Below are 16,143 nucleotides of genomic sequence, written 5' to 3'. Positions count from 1 at the left end.
TCACGGGGTAGCCGGGAGATGTCATGCACCCAGTGAAAGGAGGCGCGATGCCCCTCACGTTCCGCAAGAGTTTCCGGATCCTTCCCGGAGTGCGGCTGAACATCAACCGGCACTCGTGGTCCATCACCACCGGCGGCAAGAACGGGCCGCGGCACACCCACAGCAGCAGCGGACGTCGTACGACATCGATGGATTTGCCCGGACCTTTCGGGTGGCGGCGCACCCGTACGGAGAGGCGGGGTTGACGGGTCATCACCCGAATGGCCCCCCCGGGATGCCCCATCTCATATCTGAGATAGCCTCAACCTCATGTCAGACGACTACCTCGTACGCATCGGCAAGCTCATCCGTGACGCCCGGCAACACCGAGGCTGGACACAGGCGCAACTCGCGGAGGCGCTGGGCACCAGCCAGAGCGCGGTCAACCGCATCGAGCGCGGGAACCAGAACATCAGCCTTGAGATGATCGCCCGAATCGGTGAAGCCCTGGAGAGCGAGATCGTCTCTCTGGGCTACGCGGGTCCGATGCATCTGCGGGTGGTCGGCGGCCGCCGGCTGTCCGGGGCCATCGACGTGAAGACGAGCAAGAACGCGTGCGTGGCGCTGCTCTGTGCGTCCCTGCTCAACAAGGGACGCACAGTGCTGCGCCGCGTGGCGCGGATCGAGGAGGTCTACCGGCTCCTCGAGGTCCTCAACTCCATCGGCGTGAAGACCCGCTGGGTCAACGGCGGCGTCGACCTGGAGATCGTGCCGCCGGCCGAACTGGACATGGCGGCGATCGACGCCGACGCGGCCGTGCGGACGCGGTCCATCATCATGTTCCTCGGTCCGCTGCTGCACCGGATGAACCACTTCAAGCTGCCGTACGCCGGCGGCTGCGACCTCGGCACCCGGACCATCGAGCCGCACATGATCGCGCTGCGGCGGTTCGGACTGGACGTCGCCGCCACCGAGGGCCAGTACCACGCCCAGGTGGACCGGGGCGTCCGGCCCGACCGCCCCATCGTGCTGACCGAGCGCGGGGACACGGTCACCGAGAACGCGCTGCTGGCCGCCGCCCGGCACGACGGCGTGACCGTCATCCGCAACGCCTCCTCCAACTACATGGTCCAGGACCTGTGCTTCTTCCTGGAGACGCTCGGCGTCCGGGTCGAGGGCATCGGCACCACGACCCTCACCGTGCACGGCGTGCCCGACATCGACGTGGACGTCGACTACTCGCCCTCCGAGGACCCGGTCGAGGCGATGAGCCTGCTGGCGGCGGCCGTCGTCACCGAGTCGGAGCTGACGGTACGCCGGGTGCCCATCGAGTTCCTGGAGATCGAGCTCGCGGTCCTGGAGGAGATGGGCCTCGACCACGACCGCACGCCCGAGTACTTCGCCGACAACGGCCGCACCCGGCTGGTGGACCTGACCGTCCGGCCCTCCAAGCTCGAAGCCCCGATCGACAAGATCCACCCCATGCCCTTCCCGGGCCTGAACATCGACAACGTCCCGTTCTTCGCGGCGATCGCGGCCGTCGCCCAGGGCAAGACCCTGATCCACGACTGGGTCTACGACAACCGCGCGATCTACCTGACGGACCTCAACCGTCTCGGCGGCCGCCTCCAACTCCTCGACCCGCACCGGGTGCTGGTCGAGGGCCCGACGCGCTGGCGGGCCGCCGAGATGATGTGCCCGCCGGCCCTGCGGCCCGCCGTTGTCGTCCTGCTGGCGATGATGGCGGCCGACGGCACGTCCGTCCTGCGGAACGTCTACGTCATCAACCGCGGCTACGAGGACCTCGCCGAGCGCCTGAACTCCATCGGGGCGCAGATCGAGATCTTCCGGGACATCTGACCCGGCCTCACCCCGTGGTACGCGACCCGGACGACCAGCGTGTCGTCCGGGAGCGCGTCCAGGTACTCGTCGAAGTGACGGCGCGTCTCGGCGCACCCGATGGAGAGCCGGCGGCCGTCCAGCTCGGGTCAGCCTCTTGGCGGAACGACAACCATCAGTGAAGTGTCGGTGGGGTGCGTTCAACACGTGCAACACACTCGCCCGGCCGGGGCGTGCGCCGGAGCGTCCGGCAGCACCGACCATTGCCTGCATGACGCAGGTGCTCGACCGGGATGGTCAACGACAGGCGCTCCTCAGGCATTTGACGGCACCGTTCTTCGCACCGGCCGGACTGGACGTCTGGACGGAGGCGATCGACCGGTGCGTGCGGGAGGGGCTGGAGGTCTTGGGCGGGCGCGAACGCGCCGATCTGATGGGCGACTTCGCGCTGCCGCTCACCGCGACCGTCGGCGCGCACGTCTTCGGTCTGCCGCCCGCCCACGCGCCCCACATGATGGAGCTCGCCGGGCGATTGTTCGGCCATGAGGACGCGCAGACCCCCGGCATCCGGGCCGCCCGACGGGAGTTCGGTCTGCTGATCGAGGAGGCGCTGCGGGAGAAGGCGGAGCTTCCCGCCGCCGACGTGATCGGCGCCCTCGTCCGCGCACGGCACGGCGGCGCGATCTCCGGCCGTGAGCTGCGGGAGCAGGCGGCCGGGCTGCTGATCGGGGCGTCGGGCACCACCGCCATCCGTCTCGCCTACGGCGCCGCCCTGCTGCTGCGCCACCCGCAGACCCTCGGGCGCGTGCCGGCCGGGGACCTGGTGCCGGTCCTGGAGGAGCTGCTCGGGCCGCGGCTGACGGCTCCGTCGGCCGTCGGCGCCCCGCTCGCCCGCCGGGTCGCCGCAGCCGCGCTGCCCGCGCTGTTCGCCCGGTTCCCCGGCATGCGGCTGGTCGGCGAGCTCACCGACATCGTGTGGCGGGGCGCGATCGGGGACCGGCGGCCGGTGGCCGTACGGGTGCTGCTGGACGTACGCGCATGAGGCCGGCCGCGGGCGGCACGTGAGGAACGGTCACCCCGACCGCGCGCCGCACGCGAAGAACCGCGGGGGCGCCAGCCGCAGGCGACATACGAGGACCGACGGTCACGCCCGCTGTGGGCGGCACGCGAAAGACCGCCGGGGACGCCGGCCGCAGGCGACAAACGAAGGCCGACGGTCACGTCGACCGCGGGCCGCTCGCGAAAGACCGCGGGGCACCGGCCGCAGGCGACAAACGAGGACCGACGGTCACGCCCGCTGCGGGCCGCACGCGAAAGACCGCCGGGGACACCGGCCGCAGGCGACAAACGAAGGCCGACGGTCACGTCGACCGCAGGCCGCACGCGAAGAACCCCGGGGACACCGGCCGCAGGCGACAAACGAAGGCCAGCCGTCACGCCCACCGCAGGCCGCACGCGAAGAACCCCGGCGACGCCAGCCGCAGGCGACAAACGAAGGCCGACGGTCACGTCGACCGCGGGCCGCACGCGAAAGACCGCGGGGCACCGGCCGCAGGCGACATACCAAGGCCGGCGGTCACGCCGACCGCGGGCTGTGCGTGAAGGCCGACGGGGGGTCGGCCGGCGGCGGCGGGTGAGGGCCGGCGGGGGCGCCGGTCGCGCCGGCGCCTTCGTGCTCACGCAGGGCTGCCAGTACGTCGGCCGTCGTCAGAGGGTCGGTCATGCGCCCACTGTGGCCGCCCGGACCGGCCGCCGTCCGCACCGCTACTCCGTTCGGCCCCGGATATCACCCGTGCCCACAGTTCCGCGACAACGGGACTGCGCCGATAGGGTGCGAGCTCGTGCCGGATCCCTGCCACGCGCTGGGTGACCTGCTGGGAGTGGACCCGGGGGGCCTCGTCGAGGCAGCGGTGCCACAGCGCGCAGGCCTCGTCGAGGCGGCCCTGCGCGAGGTGCAGTTCGGCCGTGCTCGCCAGGGTGAGCACCCGCGCCCGGTTGCGGTGCGCCTCGCGTTCGCGCAGGGAGAGCTCGTAGGCGTGCAGGGCCGGGACGGACTCGCCGAGCGCGCGCAGCACCTGGGCCTGCTGGTAGGCGAAGTCGGCGTGGGCGTAGTGCGTGAACGGGCCCGCGACGCTGTCGGCCCGCTCCAGCCACCGCTCGGCGCGCAGCAGGGTCCGCACCGCCGTGCGCGGCAGCCCGGTCATCGCCTGGCCGAGCGCGCACTGGGTCAGCACATAGGCGTGGGTGCCGGGAGAGGCCGTACTCGGCACGGTCTCGGCTGCGGTCTCCGCCAGCCGCAGGGCGGAGCCCGGGGCGCCCAGGCGCAGCGCCTGGCCGCTCAGCGCCCGCAGCCCGATGGCGTACAGCCGGCGGTCGCCCGCGTGGTCGGCCAGTGCCAAGGAGACCTCGTGGGCCTGCTGGGCCTGACCCTCGGCACCCATGTCGGCGGCGGACTGGGCCAGCAGATGGGCGAGTTGGGCCGCGCCCGCGAACAGCGCCCGGTGGCCCGGTTCCTCTCCCCGCCGGCGCAGCCAGGGCGTGACGACGTCGGCGAGGTAGCCGGCCAGCACCGTACGCGTGTAGCCGCCGCCGAAGGCGTCGAGGTGGAAGGCACAGAAGGCGGCGGTGTCCCGCATGGACCTGATCTCCAGGGCGAGGTCCGCCGGCTCGCGCGGGTCGTCGCCGACGGCGCGCTCGGCGGGCCCGCAGGGCAGGGGCGCGCCGGGCCGGAAGGGGACCGCGCGGGCCGCCGCCCGGTGGCGCGGGTCCGCCTCGGCGCCGGCCAGGTCGCCGAGGCGGGCGACGGCGTCGAGGGCGTCGGCGTCCCCGCTGTGCGCCTCGGCCGTCCGGAAGCCGGCGTCGAAGGCGGTGACGGGCCGGCCCAGCCGCTCGCTCAGCGCGTGGCAGAGCAACTCCACGGTGAACGAGCGGGGCCGGGTGCCGGCCAGCCAGTGCGAGACCGAGGTCCGGTCGTAGCGGGTGGCCTGCCCGCGCAGGGCGGCCAGCCGGTTGACGTGCCGGGCGAGCGCCTCGTGCGTCAGCCGGGCCTCGGCGACGAGCAGTCGTAAACGGTGGTTCGGAGAGCGACGGTGCGAGGCCACGGGCATCTCCACGGGTCCGACCAGGTAACCGTCCGGGCTGCTGCGTGTACAGCGCAATGGTAAGCGTGGCCGGTCCGCCCGGTGGCCGCGAGGTGCCGGCCGGCCACTGTCAGTCGCGGGTCAGGGTGACGTCCTGCCGCTGGACCGCGTGGAAGCGGGGCAGGGGCAGTCCGCCCACGGGTCGCAGCTCCATGACCCCGGCCTCGACGCTCGCGGTGCCGACGTCGAGGGCGTCGGAGGGCTTGCCCGAGTTCTGCCAGCGGTGTTCCTGGCCGTCGCAGACGGCGCCGGTGCCGCCGATGCCCTGGCGGACGTCCGGCTTGGCCTGGCTGACGGAGGAGCTGACGAAGGCCGGGCCGGTGTTGCCGAGGCAGCGGTAGGTGCCGGAGAGTGTCACGGTGCCGTCCGCGGCGACGGTGCCGGTGGGGTCGACGGTCACCGTCTCGTACGGTTCCGCGGCGGCCGGCGCGGTGGGGGCGGTGAGCAGGAGCAGCGCGGCACCGGCCGCGAGGCCCAGGGCGGGGCGGACGAACATGGAAACCTCCTGAAGGCGGGGCTTCCACTTGGTACCGGCCGGACCCGCCCCGGGCGGTGACCGTCACCCCTTCGGCGGCGAGTTCGCATCGACGGTCGTGGAACCGTCCGGGAGTTGTCCGGGTGTTGTCACGCTTCCCGCCGGGGCGTTCCGGTGGGTTCGCTTCCGGAGCATGGTCGGTGCAACGGGACCGTACGCAGCGGTCCCGGCCGACGTGGAGGTGCGCCATGTGTTCCCACCAGCCTTCGTGCCCTTCCTCCGACAGCCGCGTCCCGCACATCGTGGCGGCCCATCCCGAGCAGGGCTGGAGCCTGCGGTGCGACGGCGCGATCGTCTTCGACGACTCGGGCGAGCTGACGGCCGACGGCCGTGTCGTCGCCCCGCATCGCGTGCCGGCCGAGCGCCTGGCCGTCGCCGCCTGAACGCCGCCGTGCGCTACGGGAGTACGGCGAAGCCGTCGAGCTCCACCAGCGCCTTCTCGTCCCACAGCCGTACGACCTCGACGACCGCCATCGCCGGGTAGTCCCGCCCCGCCAGCTCTCGCCACACGCGGCCGAGCCGGCCGGCGTGCTCGCGGTAGGCGGCGACGTCGGTGGCGTAGACGGTGACGCGGGCCAGGTCGGCCGGGGTTCCGCCGGCGGCCGCGAGGGCGGTGAGCAGATTGCGGAGTGCCTTCTCGAACTGTTCGGGGAGGGTGTCGCCGACCACCTTGCCGTCGGTGTCCAGGGCGGTCTGGCCGGCCAGGAAGACGACCCGGGTGCCGGTGGCGACGACCGCGTGGGAGAAGCCGGCCGGTGGGGACAGCTCACTGGGGTTGATGCGCTCCGCGGTCACCGCGCCTCCCGGTTCCGGTACAACTCCTTGGCGATGATGCCCCGTTGGACCTCGCTGGCGCCCTCGTAGATGCGGGGGGCGCGGACCTCGCGGTAGAGGTGTTCCAGCAGGTGGCCGCGGCGCAGGGCGCGGGCGCCGTGCAGCTGGACCGCCGTGTCGACGACGTACTGCGCGGTCTCGGTGGCGAGCAGCTTCGCCATCGCCGCGCGCGCCGGGACGCCCGCGGCCCCTTCGTCGTACGCCGACGCCGCCGCGTACACCATGAGGCGGGCCGCGTCGGTGCGCAGGGCCATCTCGGCGACCTGGTGGGCGACCGTCTGCAGGTCCCGCAGCTTCCCGCCGAAGGCGTCGCGGCGGGAGGTGTGGGCGAGGGTCGCGTCCAGGGCCGCCTGCGCCATGCCGACGGCGAAGGCGCCGACGCTGGGCCTGAAGAGGTTGAGGGTGCCCATGGCGACCCGGAAGCCCTGGTCCACCTCGCCGAGCACGTCCTCGGTGGTGACCGGGACCGCGTCGAAGTCGAGGGCGCCGATGGGGTGCGGGGAGAGCATGTCGAGGGCGGTGCCGGTGAGGCCGGGGCGGTCGGCGGGCACGAGGAAGGCGGTCACGCCACCTGAGCCCGCGCCGGGGGTGGTGCGGGCGAAGACGGTGTAGAAGTCGGCCTCGGGGGCGTTGGAGATCCAGCACTTCTCGCCGACGAGACGCCAGCCGCCCGCACCGTCGGGCTGTGCGGTCAGTGCCAGGGCCGCCGCGTCCGAGCCGGCCCCCGGCTCGCTCAGCGCGAAGGCCGCCACCGCCGTGCCGTCGCCCACCCGGGGCAGCCAGCGCTCACGCTGGGCCGGGGTGCCGTAGGCGTGCACCGGGTGGGCGCCCAGGCCCTGCAGGGCGAGCGCCGTCTCGGCCTCCGTGCAGGCGTGGGCGAGGGACTCGCGCATCAGGCACAGGTCGAGCGCGCCCGAGGTGAACAGCCGGTCCAGGAGCCCGAGCCTGCCGAGTTCGGCGACGAGCGGGCGGTTGACGTGCCCCGGTTCGCCCTTCTCGGCCAGCGGGCGCAGCCGCTCGGCGGCGGTGCGCAGCTCACCGCACCAGGCGATCTGTGCCGGTTCGAGCGAGAATGCGGGCATCGCCGGTCCCCTCTCTGCCGTATCCACCTCGACCATATCGCGCTCCATTGACTGTCGTCACCAACACGATACGCTCCATTCACGAGCCCGCCAGGACGCCGAACCCGGCATAAGGGGGCGCACCGCCATGACCAACTCGGCCCACGTCGACACCTTCGCGCGCGACCATCTCCCGCCCCGCGAGGAATGGCCCGAACTCCGCTTCGACCTGCCGCAGCTGCAGTACCCCGATCGGCTGAACTGCGCCGCCGAACTGCTGACGGGCCCCGATCCCGCCCGCCCGGCGTTCCACTCCTCCACCGGCCCGTCCTGGACGTACGGCGACCTGCGCGCCCGCGTCGACCGGATCGCGCACATCCTCACCGACGAGCTGGGGCTGGTCCCCGGCAACCGCGTCCTGCTGCGCGGCCCGACCACGCCGTGGCTGGCCGCCTGCTGGCTGGCGGTACTGAAGGCGGGCGGGGTGGCGGTCACGGTGCTGGCACAGCAGCGGCCGCACGAGCTGGCGGTGATATGTGACATGGCACAAGTCCGGCACGCCCTGTGCGACATCCGCTCCGTCGACGACCTCGTCAAGGCCGAGATACCCGGCCTCAGGATCACCACCTACGGCGGCGACACCCCCGAAGACCTGCTGCGCCGCCCCGCGACCGACACCTCGTACCCGGCCGTCGCCACGGCCGCCGACGACGTGGCGCTGATCGCGTTCACCTCGGGCACGACCGGCCGCCCGAAGGGGTGCATGCACTTCCACCGGGACGTGCTGGCGATCGCGGACACCTTCTCCCGGCACATCCTGCGCCCCACCGCGGACGACGTCTTCACCGGCAGTCCGCCCCTCGGCTTCACCTTCGGACTCGGTGGCCTCGTGGTCTTCCCGCTGCGGGCCGGCGCCAGCGCCCTGCTGCTCGAACAGGCCCATCCGCGGCAGCTGTTGGAGGCCGTCGCCGAGCACCGCGTCTCGGTGCTGTTCACCGCGCCGACCGCCTACCGGGCGATGCTCGCGGAGCTCGACGCGCACGACGTCTCCTCCCTGCGCCGCTGCGTCTCCGCCGGCGAGAACCTGCCCGCGGCCACCTGGCGGGCCTGGCAGGAACGGACCGGGCTGCGCATCATCAACGGCATAGGCGCGACCGAGCTGTTGCACATCTTCGTCTCCGCGGCCGACGAGGACATCCGGCCCGGGACGACCGGAGTCCCCGTTCCCGGATGGCAGGCGCGCGTGCAGGACGCGAACGGCGATCCCGTGCCCGACGGTGAGCCGGGCCTGCTCGCCGTGCGCGGGCCTGTCGGCTGCCGGTACCTCGCCGACCCGCGGCAGCGCGCGTACGTGCGCGGCGGCTGGAACATCACGGGCGACACCTACGTCCGCGACAGCGACGGCTACTTCCGTTACGTCGCCCGCGCCGACGACATGATCATCTCGGCGGGGTACAACATCGCCGGGCCGGAGGTCGAGGACGCCCTGCTGCGCCACCCGGACGTGGTGGAGGCGGCGGTCGTCGGGCGCCCCGACGAGGATCGCGGGCAGGTGGCCGTCGCCCATGTCGTCCTCAGGGAGGGCGCCGTACGGGACGCGGACGCGCTGCGCGGCTTCGTCAAGTCCGAACTGGCGCCCTACAAATGCCCGCGCGAGATCCACTTCGCGGACGCCCTGCCGCGCACCGCGACCGGAAAGCTCCAGCGGTTCAAACTCCGCACCGAAGGTGACCAGCAGTGATGCCGACGACCTAAGATGATCAACGTGTCCGACCAGCATGCACCACGGTCTCTCATCGTCACGCTCTACGGCGCGTACGGCCGCTTCGCGCCGGGCCCCGTGCCCGTCGCCGAGCTGATCCGGCTGCTGGCCGCGGTCGGCGTGGACGCGCCCTCCGTGCGTTCGTCGGTGTCCCGCCTCAAACGCCGCGGGCTGCTGCTGCCCGCCCGCACGGCACAGGGCGCGGCCGGGTACGAACTGTCGCCGGACGCCCGCCAGTTGCTCGACGACGGCGACCGGCGTGTGTACGCCACCGCCGCGCCCGAGGGCGAGGGCTGGGTGCTCGCGGTGTTCTCCGTGCCGGAGTCGGAGCGGCAGAAGCGGCACGTGCTGCGCTCCCGGCTGGCCGCCCTCGGCTTCGGGACGGCGGCGCCCGGGGTGTGGATCGCGCCCGCGCGGCTGTACGAGGAGACCCGGCACACCCTGCGCCGGCTGCATCTCGACCCGTACGTCGACCTGTTCCGCGGTGAGCACCTCGGCTTCGCCGCCACCGTCGAGGCGGTCGCCCGCTGGTGGGACCTGGCCGCGATCGCCAAGGAGCACGAGGCCTTCCTGGACCGCCACGAGCCGGTGCTGCACGAGTGGCGGCGGCGCGCGGAGACTCCTCCCGAGGACGCCTACCGCGACTACCTCCTCGTCCTCGACTCCTGGCGCCACCTGCCCTACGTCGACCCCGGTCTCCCGGCCCGGCTGTTGCCGGAGGACTGGCCGGGGGCGCGGTCGGCGGCGGTGTTCCGGGAGTTGCACGAGCGGCTGCGGGACGCGGGGGCGGTTTTCGCCGGGGTGTGAGGCCATCCGTGGAATCGAGCACGCCTGTATGAGCACGCCTGTGTGACCTCAGCCACAACTTCCGCCACTCACGCAACCCTCAGCTTCTTCTATCCCTCTTCTCAAGTTTCTTACCTAGCGTTCGGCGAGCCGACCGCCGGGCTGAGAAAGAGGACTGTTGCGCATGACCACCAAGCCAGGGCCCAGGGCTCAGGGAGCCACCGTCTGGCTCACCGGACTGCCGAGCGCGGGCAAGACGACCATCGCCCGCCTCCTCGGCGAACGCCTGCAGGCCGAGGGTCATCGCGTGGAGATCCTGGACGGCGACGAGATACGCCGCTTCCTCTCGGCGGGCCTCGGCTTCTCCCGAGCGGACCGCAGCACGAACGTGCAGCGCATCGGCCTGGTCTCCGAGGTCCTCGCCCGCAACGGCGTGCTCTCCGTGGTTCCCGTGATCGCCCCGTACGCCGACAGCCGTGAGGCGGTCCGCAAGCGGCACGAGGCCAGTGCGACGCCGTATGTCGAGGTGCATGTCGCCACGCCGGTCGACGTGTGCAGCGAGCGTGACGTGAAGGGGCTGTACGCCCGGCAGGCCGCGGGCCGGCTGACGGGGCTCACCGGGGTCGACGACCCGTACGAGCCGCCGGCCGACCCGGACCTGGTGCTGGCGACCGAGAGTCAGACACCGCGGGAGTCGGCGGACGCGGTGTACGCGGTGCTGGCGGAGCGGGGGCTGGTGTGAGCGGCATCCTGTCCCACCTGGACGCCCTGGAATCGGAGGCGGTGCACATCTTCCGTGAGGTGGCGGGCGAGTTCGAGCGGCCGGTGATCCTGTTCTCCGGCGGCAAGGACTCCATCGTCATGCTCCACCTGGCCTTGAAGGCCTTCGCCCCCGCGGCGGTGCCCTTCTCGCTGCTGCACGTGGACACCGGCCACAACTTTCCCGAGGTCCTCCACTACCGCGACCGGGCGGTCGCCGCGCACGGGCTGCGGCTCCATGTGGCCTCCGTGCAGGACTACATCGACCGGGGTGTACTGCGCGAACGTCCCGACGGGACCCGCAACCCGCTGCAGACACTGCCGCTGACCGAGAAGATCCAGGCGGAGAAGTTCGACGCCGTGTTCGGCGGCGGACGCCGGGACGAGGAGAAGGCCCGCGCCAAGGAGCGGGTGTTCTCCCTGCGGGACGAGTTCTCCCAGTGGGACCCGCGCCGCCAGCGGCCCGAGCTGTGGAACCTCTACAACGGCCGCCACTCCCCCGGCGAACACGTCCGCGTCTTCCCCCTGTCCAACTGGACCGAGCTGGACGTGTGGCAGTACATCGCCCGCGAGGGCATCGACCTGCCGGAGATCTACTACGCCCACGAACGCGAGGTGTTCCGGCGGGCCGGCATGTGGCTGACCGCGGGCGAGTGGGGCGGGCCCAAGGACGGCGAGAGCGTCGTCAAGCGGCGGGTGCGCTACCGCACGGTCGGCGACATGTCCTGCACCGGCGCGGTCGACTCCGACGCCGACACCATCGCCAAGGTGATCACGGAGATCGCCGCCTCCCGGCTGACCGAGCGCGGCGCCACGCGCGCCGACGACAAGCTCTCCGAGGCCGCGATGGAAGACCGCAAGCGCGAGGGGTACTTCTAGCCATGACCGGTACGACCATCGACACGCTGCGGTTCGCGACGGCGGGCTCCGTCGACGACGGCAAGTCCACCCTCGTCGGGCGGCTGCTGCACGACTCCAAGTCGGTGCTGGCCGACCAGCTGGAGGCCGTCGAGCACGCCTCCCGCAATCGCGGTCAGGAGGGTCCCGACCTCGCGCTGCTCACCGACGGGCTGCGGGCCGAGCGCGAGCAGGGCATCACCATCGACGTCGCCTACCGCTACTTCGCCACCCCCCGCCGCCGGTTCATCCTCGCCGACACCCCCGGCCACGTGCAGTACACCCGCAACATGGTCACCGGCGCCTCCACCGCCGAGCTGGCGATCATCCTGGTCGACGCGCGCCACGGGGTGGTCGAGCAGACCCGCCGGCATGCCGCCGTGGCCGGGCTGCTGCGGGTCCCGCACGTGGTCCTCGCCGTCAACAAGATGGACCTCGTCGGGTACGAGCAGGACGAGTTCGAGCGGATCGTCGAGGACTTCGCGGGGCACGCGGCGGAGGCGGGGCTCCCCGGCTTCACCCCGATCCCGGTCTCGGCGCTGGTCGGCGACAACGTCGTGGACCGCTCGGCGCACATGGACTGGTACACCGGGCCGGCCCTGCTGGAGTTCCTGGAGAACGTCCCGGTGGGCGCCGAGGCGGCCGACGCGCCGGCCCGCTTCCCGGTGCAGTACGTGATCCGGCACGGCGAACAGCGCCACTACGCGGGGCAGTTGGTCTCGGGGTCGCTGCGCGTCGGTGACCGGGTCACCGTGCACCCGTCCGGCGAGACCTCCGAGATCGCGGCGATCGACGTGCTGGGCACGGCGGCCGAGGCGGCGTACGCGCCCCAGTCGGTGAGCGTGCGGCTCGCAGGCCAACGGGACGTCTCGCGCGGCGACATGATCACGACGGGTCCCGACGCCCCCGTACTCACGCGGGACGTCCGGGCGGCCGTGTGCCATCTGGCCGACCGGCCGCTGCGGGTCGGCGACCGCGTGCTGGTGCGGCACACCACCCGTACCGTCAAGGGGATCGTCGAGGGCCTGGCCGGGGCCGCCGAGCTGTCGGTCAACGACCTGGGCCGGATCAGGCTGCGCACCGCCGAGCCCCTGGCGCTCGACGACTACGCGGTCTCCCGGCGCACCGGCGCGTTCCTGCTGATCGATCCGGTGGACGGCGCGACGCTGACCGCGGGCATGGTGGATCTCAACGACGCAGGGTGAGTCGGGGTTTGGGGGCGTCCGTCCGTCCGGTCTGCGGACGGCGGCTGCCCGCCCGGTAGGGAGCCGGCCAGACGACGCCCGGACCGTCGTACCCCTGCTCGGCGGCAGCGTGCAGCGTCCAGTGCGGGTCGTACAGGTGCGGCCGGGCGAGGGCGCACAGATCCGTACGCCCGGCGAGGATCAGGGAGTTGACGTCGTCCCAGGAGGAGATCGCGCCGACCGCGATCACCGGGACGCCCACCCGGTGCCGGATGCGGTCGGCGAACGGCGTCTGGTACGACCGCCCGAACTCCGGGCGTTCGTCGGCCACGACCTGCCCGGTCGACACGTCGATCGCGTCGGCGCCGTGCGCGGCGAAGGCGCGGGCGATCTCCACGGCGTCCTCGGCGGTGTTGCCGCCCTCGGCCCAGTCGGTGGCGGAGATGCGGACCGTCATGGGCCGATCCCGCGGCCACACGTCCCGGACGGCGTCGAAGACCTCCAGCGGGAAGCGGAGCCGGTTCTCCGGGGAGCCGCCGTAGGCGTCGGTGCGGCGGTTGGTCAGCGGGGAGAGGAAGCCGGAGAGCAGGTAGCCGTGCGCGCAGTGCAGTTCGAGCAGGTCGAATCCGGCGCGGGCGGCCCGCCGGGCGGCGGAGGTGAACTGCGCGCGCAGGTCGGCGAGTTGGGCGGGCGTCAGCTCGCGCGGGACCTGACCGGCGGGCTTGTACGGCACGGGGGAGGCGGCCACGAGCGGCCAGTTGCCCTCGGGCAGCGGCTCGTCCATGCCCTCCCACATCAGCCTGGTCGAGCCCTTGCGGCCGGAGTGGCCGAGCTGCACGCCGATCGCCGTGCCGGGCGACTGGGCGTGCACGAAGTCGGTGATCCGCTTCCAGGAGTCGGCCTGTTCGCCGGTGTAGAGCCCGGTGCAGCCGGGGGTGATCCGGCCCTCCTCGCTGACGCAGACCATCTCGGTCATCACCAGCCCGGCGCCGCCGAGGGCGCGCGCGCCGAGGTGGACGAGGTGGAAGTCGCCGGGGACGCCGTCGACCGCCGAGTACATGTCCATGGGCGAGACGACGACCCGGTTGCGCAGGGTCAGACCGCGCAGTCGGAACGGCGTGAACATCGGGGGTGTGCCGGGCGGGCAGCCGAACTCCTCCTCCACGGAGGTGGTGAAGCCGCTGTCGCGCAGCCGCAGGTTGTCGTGGGTGACGCGGCGGCTGCGGGTGAGCAGGTTGAAGGCGAACTGGAGGGACGGCTGGTCGACGTACAGGCCGAGGTTCTCGAACCACTCCAGGCTGGCCCGGGCGGCGCGCTGGGTGGAGGCGACGACCGGCTTGCGCTCTTCCTCGTAGGCCGTCAACGCGTTCTCCAGCGAGGGCTGTTCCTCCAGGCAGGCGGCGAGGGCGAGGGCGTCCTCGACGGCCAGTTTGGTGCCGGAGCCGATGGAGAAGTGGGCGGTGTGGGCGGCGTCGCCGAGGAGGACGACGTTGCCGTGGGACCAGTGCGCGTTGGTGACGGTACGGAAGGTCGTCCAGGCGGAGTTGTTGCTCCGCAGGGGCCTGCCCTTGAGGGTGTCGGCGAAGATCTTGGCGCAGCGCTCGACGGACTCGGCCGCGTCGAGGTCGGCGAAGCCGGCCGCCCGCCAGACGTCCTCGTGCATCTCGACGATCACGGTGGACGCGTCGGCCGCGTAGGGGTAGCCGTGCAGCTGCATCACCCCGTGTTCGGTCTCGGCGATGTCGAAGCGGAAGGCGTCGAAGGCGAAGTCGGCGGCGAGCCAGATGTAGCGGCAGTGGTGCGAAACCACATGGGGGCCGAACACAGGGGCGTGGGCCTCGCGGGTGGTGCTGTTGACTCCGTCGGCCGCGATGACGAGGTCGTGGGTGTCCGCCAGGCCGGCCGGGGCCTCGGTACGGAAGCGGAGATCCACGCCCAGATCGCGGCAGCGGTCGTGCAGGATCTCCAGAAGGCGTTTCCTGCCGAGCGCGGCGAAGCCGTGGCCGCCGGAGGTGTGCCGTACGCCCCGGTGCACGATGTCGATGTCGTCCCAGCGGACGAAGTCCCGCTGGAGGGCCTCGTAGACGACCGGGTCGGCGTGTTCGATGCCGCCGAGGGTCTCGTCGGAGAGGACCACGCCGAAGCCGAAGGTGTCGTCGGGGGCGTTGCGCTCCCAGACGGTGACCTCGCGCCGAGGGTCGAGCCGCTTGAGGAGGGCTGCGGCGTACAGGCCGCCGGGGCCGCCGCCGATGACCGCTACTCGTAGGGGGGCGTCGGGCTTCGTCGGCGGCTGCGGGATCGTCGCGGCTTGTCGCGCCCGCGCGGCGGTAGCCGCGGATTCGGCAGGGCCCCGCGCCCCTGAGGCCGGCACATTCCCCTTGGACGAAGGCATCCCTACCTCCCTCGCCATTTCGGCGGGCGCTTCTCCGTGAAGGCCGCGTGGAACTCGGCGTAGTCCTCGCCGTTCATGAGGAGGGCCTGGGTGGAGGCGTCCAGTTCGACCGCGGCGGCGAGCGGCATGTCCAGTTCGGCCGTGAGCAGCGCCTTCGTCTGTGCGTACGCCAGGGCCGGCCCGTCGGCCAGGCGGCGGGCGAGGGCCTGCGCGGCCTCGTCGGCCCGGCCCTCCTCCGTCAGCTCGCTGATCAGCCCGATGCGCTCGGCCTCCGGTGCCCGCACCGGTTCGCCCAGCATCAGCAGCCGGGTCGCGTGACCGAGCCCGACCACCCTCGGCAGCAGGTAGGCCGCGCCCATGTCGCCGCCCGAGAGGCCCACCCGGGTGAACAGGAACGCGAACCGGGCGGTGGGGTCGGCGATCCGGAAGTCGGCGGCCAGGGCCAGGACGGCTCCGGCGCCCGCCGCCACCCCGTGCACCGCCGCGATCACCGGGAACGGGCACTCGCGGATCGCCCGGACGGTCTGGCCGGTCATGCGGTTGAAGTCGAGGAGCTGGGCGGTGTCCATGGCGAGGGTCGCGCCGATGATCTCGTCGACGTCGCCGCCTGAGCAGAAACCGCGTCCCTCGCCGGCCAGCACCAGGGCCCGTACGGACCGCTCGCGGGACAGCTCGGCGAGCAGGTCGCGCAGGTCGGCGTAGGCGCCGAAGGTGAGCGCGTTGAGTTTGTCGGGGCGGGCGAGGGTGACGGTGGCGACGGTGTCGGCGAGGTCGACGCGCAGGTGCTCCCAGCGGGAGGTGCGGGCGGCCGAGCCGGTGAAGGGACTCATGACGTGCGGCCTCCTGGGGGACGGGGCGCTGCCGTACCGAGCTCTGCCCTTCGAAGCTATCACTCATCCGTGACTGTCGTCACGAGCGCGCAATAAGGCGGCTGATTGTGACCCGGCGCCGTCACATCCGTCACGGCTCGTCGAC

At 72.6% G+C, this 16,143-nt stretch carries 15 protein-coding genes; 9 read left to right on the top strand and 6 right to left on the bottom strand.

The window, feature by feature from the left end; genetic code table 11:
• Positions 1–47: 47 nt before the first annotated feature.
• From FBY22_RS06970 to FBY22_RS06960, 3 genes are all read left to right on the top strand, one after another.
• A complete protein-coding gene (locus tag FBY22_RS06970; protein WP_142143275.1) occupies positions 48–245 on the top strand; it encodes a DUF4236 domain-containing protein in 198 nt (65 codons plus the stop codon).
• A gap of 64 nt (positions 246–309) precedes the next feature.
• Positions 310–1,839 (top strand): UDP-N-acetylglucosamine 1-carboxyvinyltransferase, encoded by a 1,530-nt coding sequence (locus FBY22_RS06965; RefSeq protein ID WP_142143273.1) that lies wholly within the window; start codon positions 310–312, stop codon positions 1,837–1,839.
• Between the two features lie 250 nt (positions 1,840–2,089).
• Positions 2,090–2,860, top strand: coding sequence for a cytochrome P450 (locus FBY22_RS06960; protein WP_142143271.1), 771 nt, complete (start codon positions 2,090–2,092; stop codon positions 2,858–2,860).
• Positions 2,861–3,494: 634 nt separating this feature from the next.
• On the opposite strand, the gene FBY22_RS06955 is transcribed toward FBY22_RS06960, so the two are convergent.
• The gene (locus FBY22_RS06955; protein WP_142143269.1) at positions 3,495–4,919 is read right to left on the bottom strand and encodes a hypothetical protein; all 1,425 of its coding nucleotides are present in this window, start codon (positions 4,917–4,919) and stop codon (positions 3,495–3,497) included.
• A 109-nt stretch (positions 4,920–5,028) separates the two neighbouring features.
• Positions 5,029–5,454: a DUF6299 family protein gene (locus FBY22_RS06950; RefSeq protein ID WP_142143267.1), complete on the bottom strand. Its 426-nt coding sequence runs from the start codon at positions 5,452–5,454 to the stop codon at positions 5,029–5,031.
• Positions 5,455–5,681: 227 nt separating this feature from the next.
• Here FBY22_RS06950 and FBY22_RS06945 point away from each other — a divergent pair, with 227 nt between their 5' ends.
• Positions 5,682–5,876, top strand: a complete 195-nt coding sequence (locus FBY22_RS06945) for a DUF5999 family protein (RefSeq protein WP_142143265.1) — start codon at positions 5,682–5,684, stop codon at positions 5,874–5,876.
• A 13-nt stretch (positions 5,877–5,889) separates the two neighbouring features.
• On the opposite strand, the gene FBY22_RS06940 is transcribed toward FBY22_RS06945, so the two are convergent.
• The gene (locus FBY22_RS06940) at positions 5,890–6,288 is read right to left on the bottom strand and encodes a RidA family protein (RefSeq protein ID WP_142143263.1); all 399 of its coding nucleotides are present in this window, start codon (positions 6,286–6,288) and stop codon (positions 5,890–5,892) included.
• Positions 6,285–7,409 (bottom strand): acyl-CoA dehydrogenase family protein, encoded by a 1,125-nt coding sequence (locus tag FBY22_RS06935; protein WP_142143261.1) that lies wholly within the window; start codon positions 7,407–7,409, stop codon positions 6,285–6,287. Before FBY22_RS06935 ends, FBY22_RS06940 begins: the two co-directional genes overlap by 4 nt.
• Positions 7,410–7,536: 127 nt before the next feature.
• Here FBY22_RS06935 and FBY22_RS06930 point away from each other — a divergent pair, with 127 nt between their 5' ends.
• The 5 genes from FBY22_RS06930 to FBY22_RS06910 all read left to right on the top strand — a co-directional run bounded on the left by FBY22_RS06930 (position 7,537) and on the right by FBY22_RS06910 (position 12,797).
• Positions 7,537–9,129, top strand: coding sequence for an AMP-binding protein (locus FBY22_RS06930; protein WP_142143259.1), 1,593 nt, complete (start codon positions 7,537–7,539; stop codon positions 9,127–9,129).
• Between the two features lie 15 nt (positions 9,130–9,144).
• On the top strand, positions 9,145–9,957 hold the full coding sequence (locus tag FBY22_RS06925; protein WP_142143257.1) for a PaaX family transcriptional regulator C-terminal domain-containing protein: 813 nt from the start codon (positions 9,145–9,147) through the stop codon (positions 9,955–9,957).
• 163 nt (positions 9,958–10,120) lie between these two features.
• Positions 10,121–10,678, top strand: a complete 558-nt coding sequence (gene cysC / locus FBY22_RS06920) for an adenylyl-sulfate kinase (RefSeq protein ID WP_142143255.1) — start codon at positions 10,121–10,123, stop codon at positions 10,676–10,678.
• Positions 10,675–11,574 (top strand): sulfate adenylyltransferase subunit CysD, encoded by a 900-nt coding sequence (gene cysD, locus FBY22_RS06915; RefSeq protein WP_142143254.1) that lies wholly within the window; start codon positions 10,675–10,677, stop codon positions 11,572–11,574. Before cysC ends, cysD begins: the two co-directional genes overlap by 4 nt.
• 2 nt (positions 11,575–11,576) lie before the next feature.
• The gene (locus FBY22_RS06910; protein ID WP_142143252.1) at positions 11,577–12,797 is read left to right on the top strand and encodes a sulfate adenylyltransferase subunit 1; all 1,221 of its coding nucleotides are present in this window, start codon (positions 11,577–11,579) and stop codon (positions 12,795–12,797) included.
• On the opposite strand, the gene FBY22_RS06905 is transcribed toward FBY22_RS06910, so the two are convergent.
• Complete coding sequence (locus FBY22_RS06905) at positions 12,781–15,168, bottom strand: bifunctional salicylyl-CoA 5-hydroxylase/oxidoreductase (RefSeq protein ID WP_142143250.1); 2,388 nt, start codon at positions 15,166–15,168, stop codon at positions 12,781–12,783. The two genes, FBY22_RS06910 and FBY22_RS06905, sit on opposite strands and share 17 nt — an antisense overlap.
• A 2-nt stretch (positions 15,169–15,170) precedes the next feature.
• The gene (locus FBY22_RS06900; protein WP_142143248.1) at positions 15,171–15,998 is read right to left on the bottom strand and encodes an enoyl-CoA hydratase family protein; all 828 of its coding nucleotides are present in this window, start codon (positions 15,996–15,998) and stop codon (positions 15,171–15,173) included.
• Positions 15,999–16,143: the final 145 nt, after the last annotated feature.

It is taken from the genome of Streptomyces sp. SLBN-31, assembly GCF_006715395.1.
GTDB lineage: Bacteria > Actinomycetota > Actinomycetes > Streptomycetales > Streptomycetaceae > Streptomyces.
This window is presented reverse-complemented; position numbering and strand designations above follow the sequence as displayed.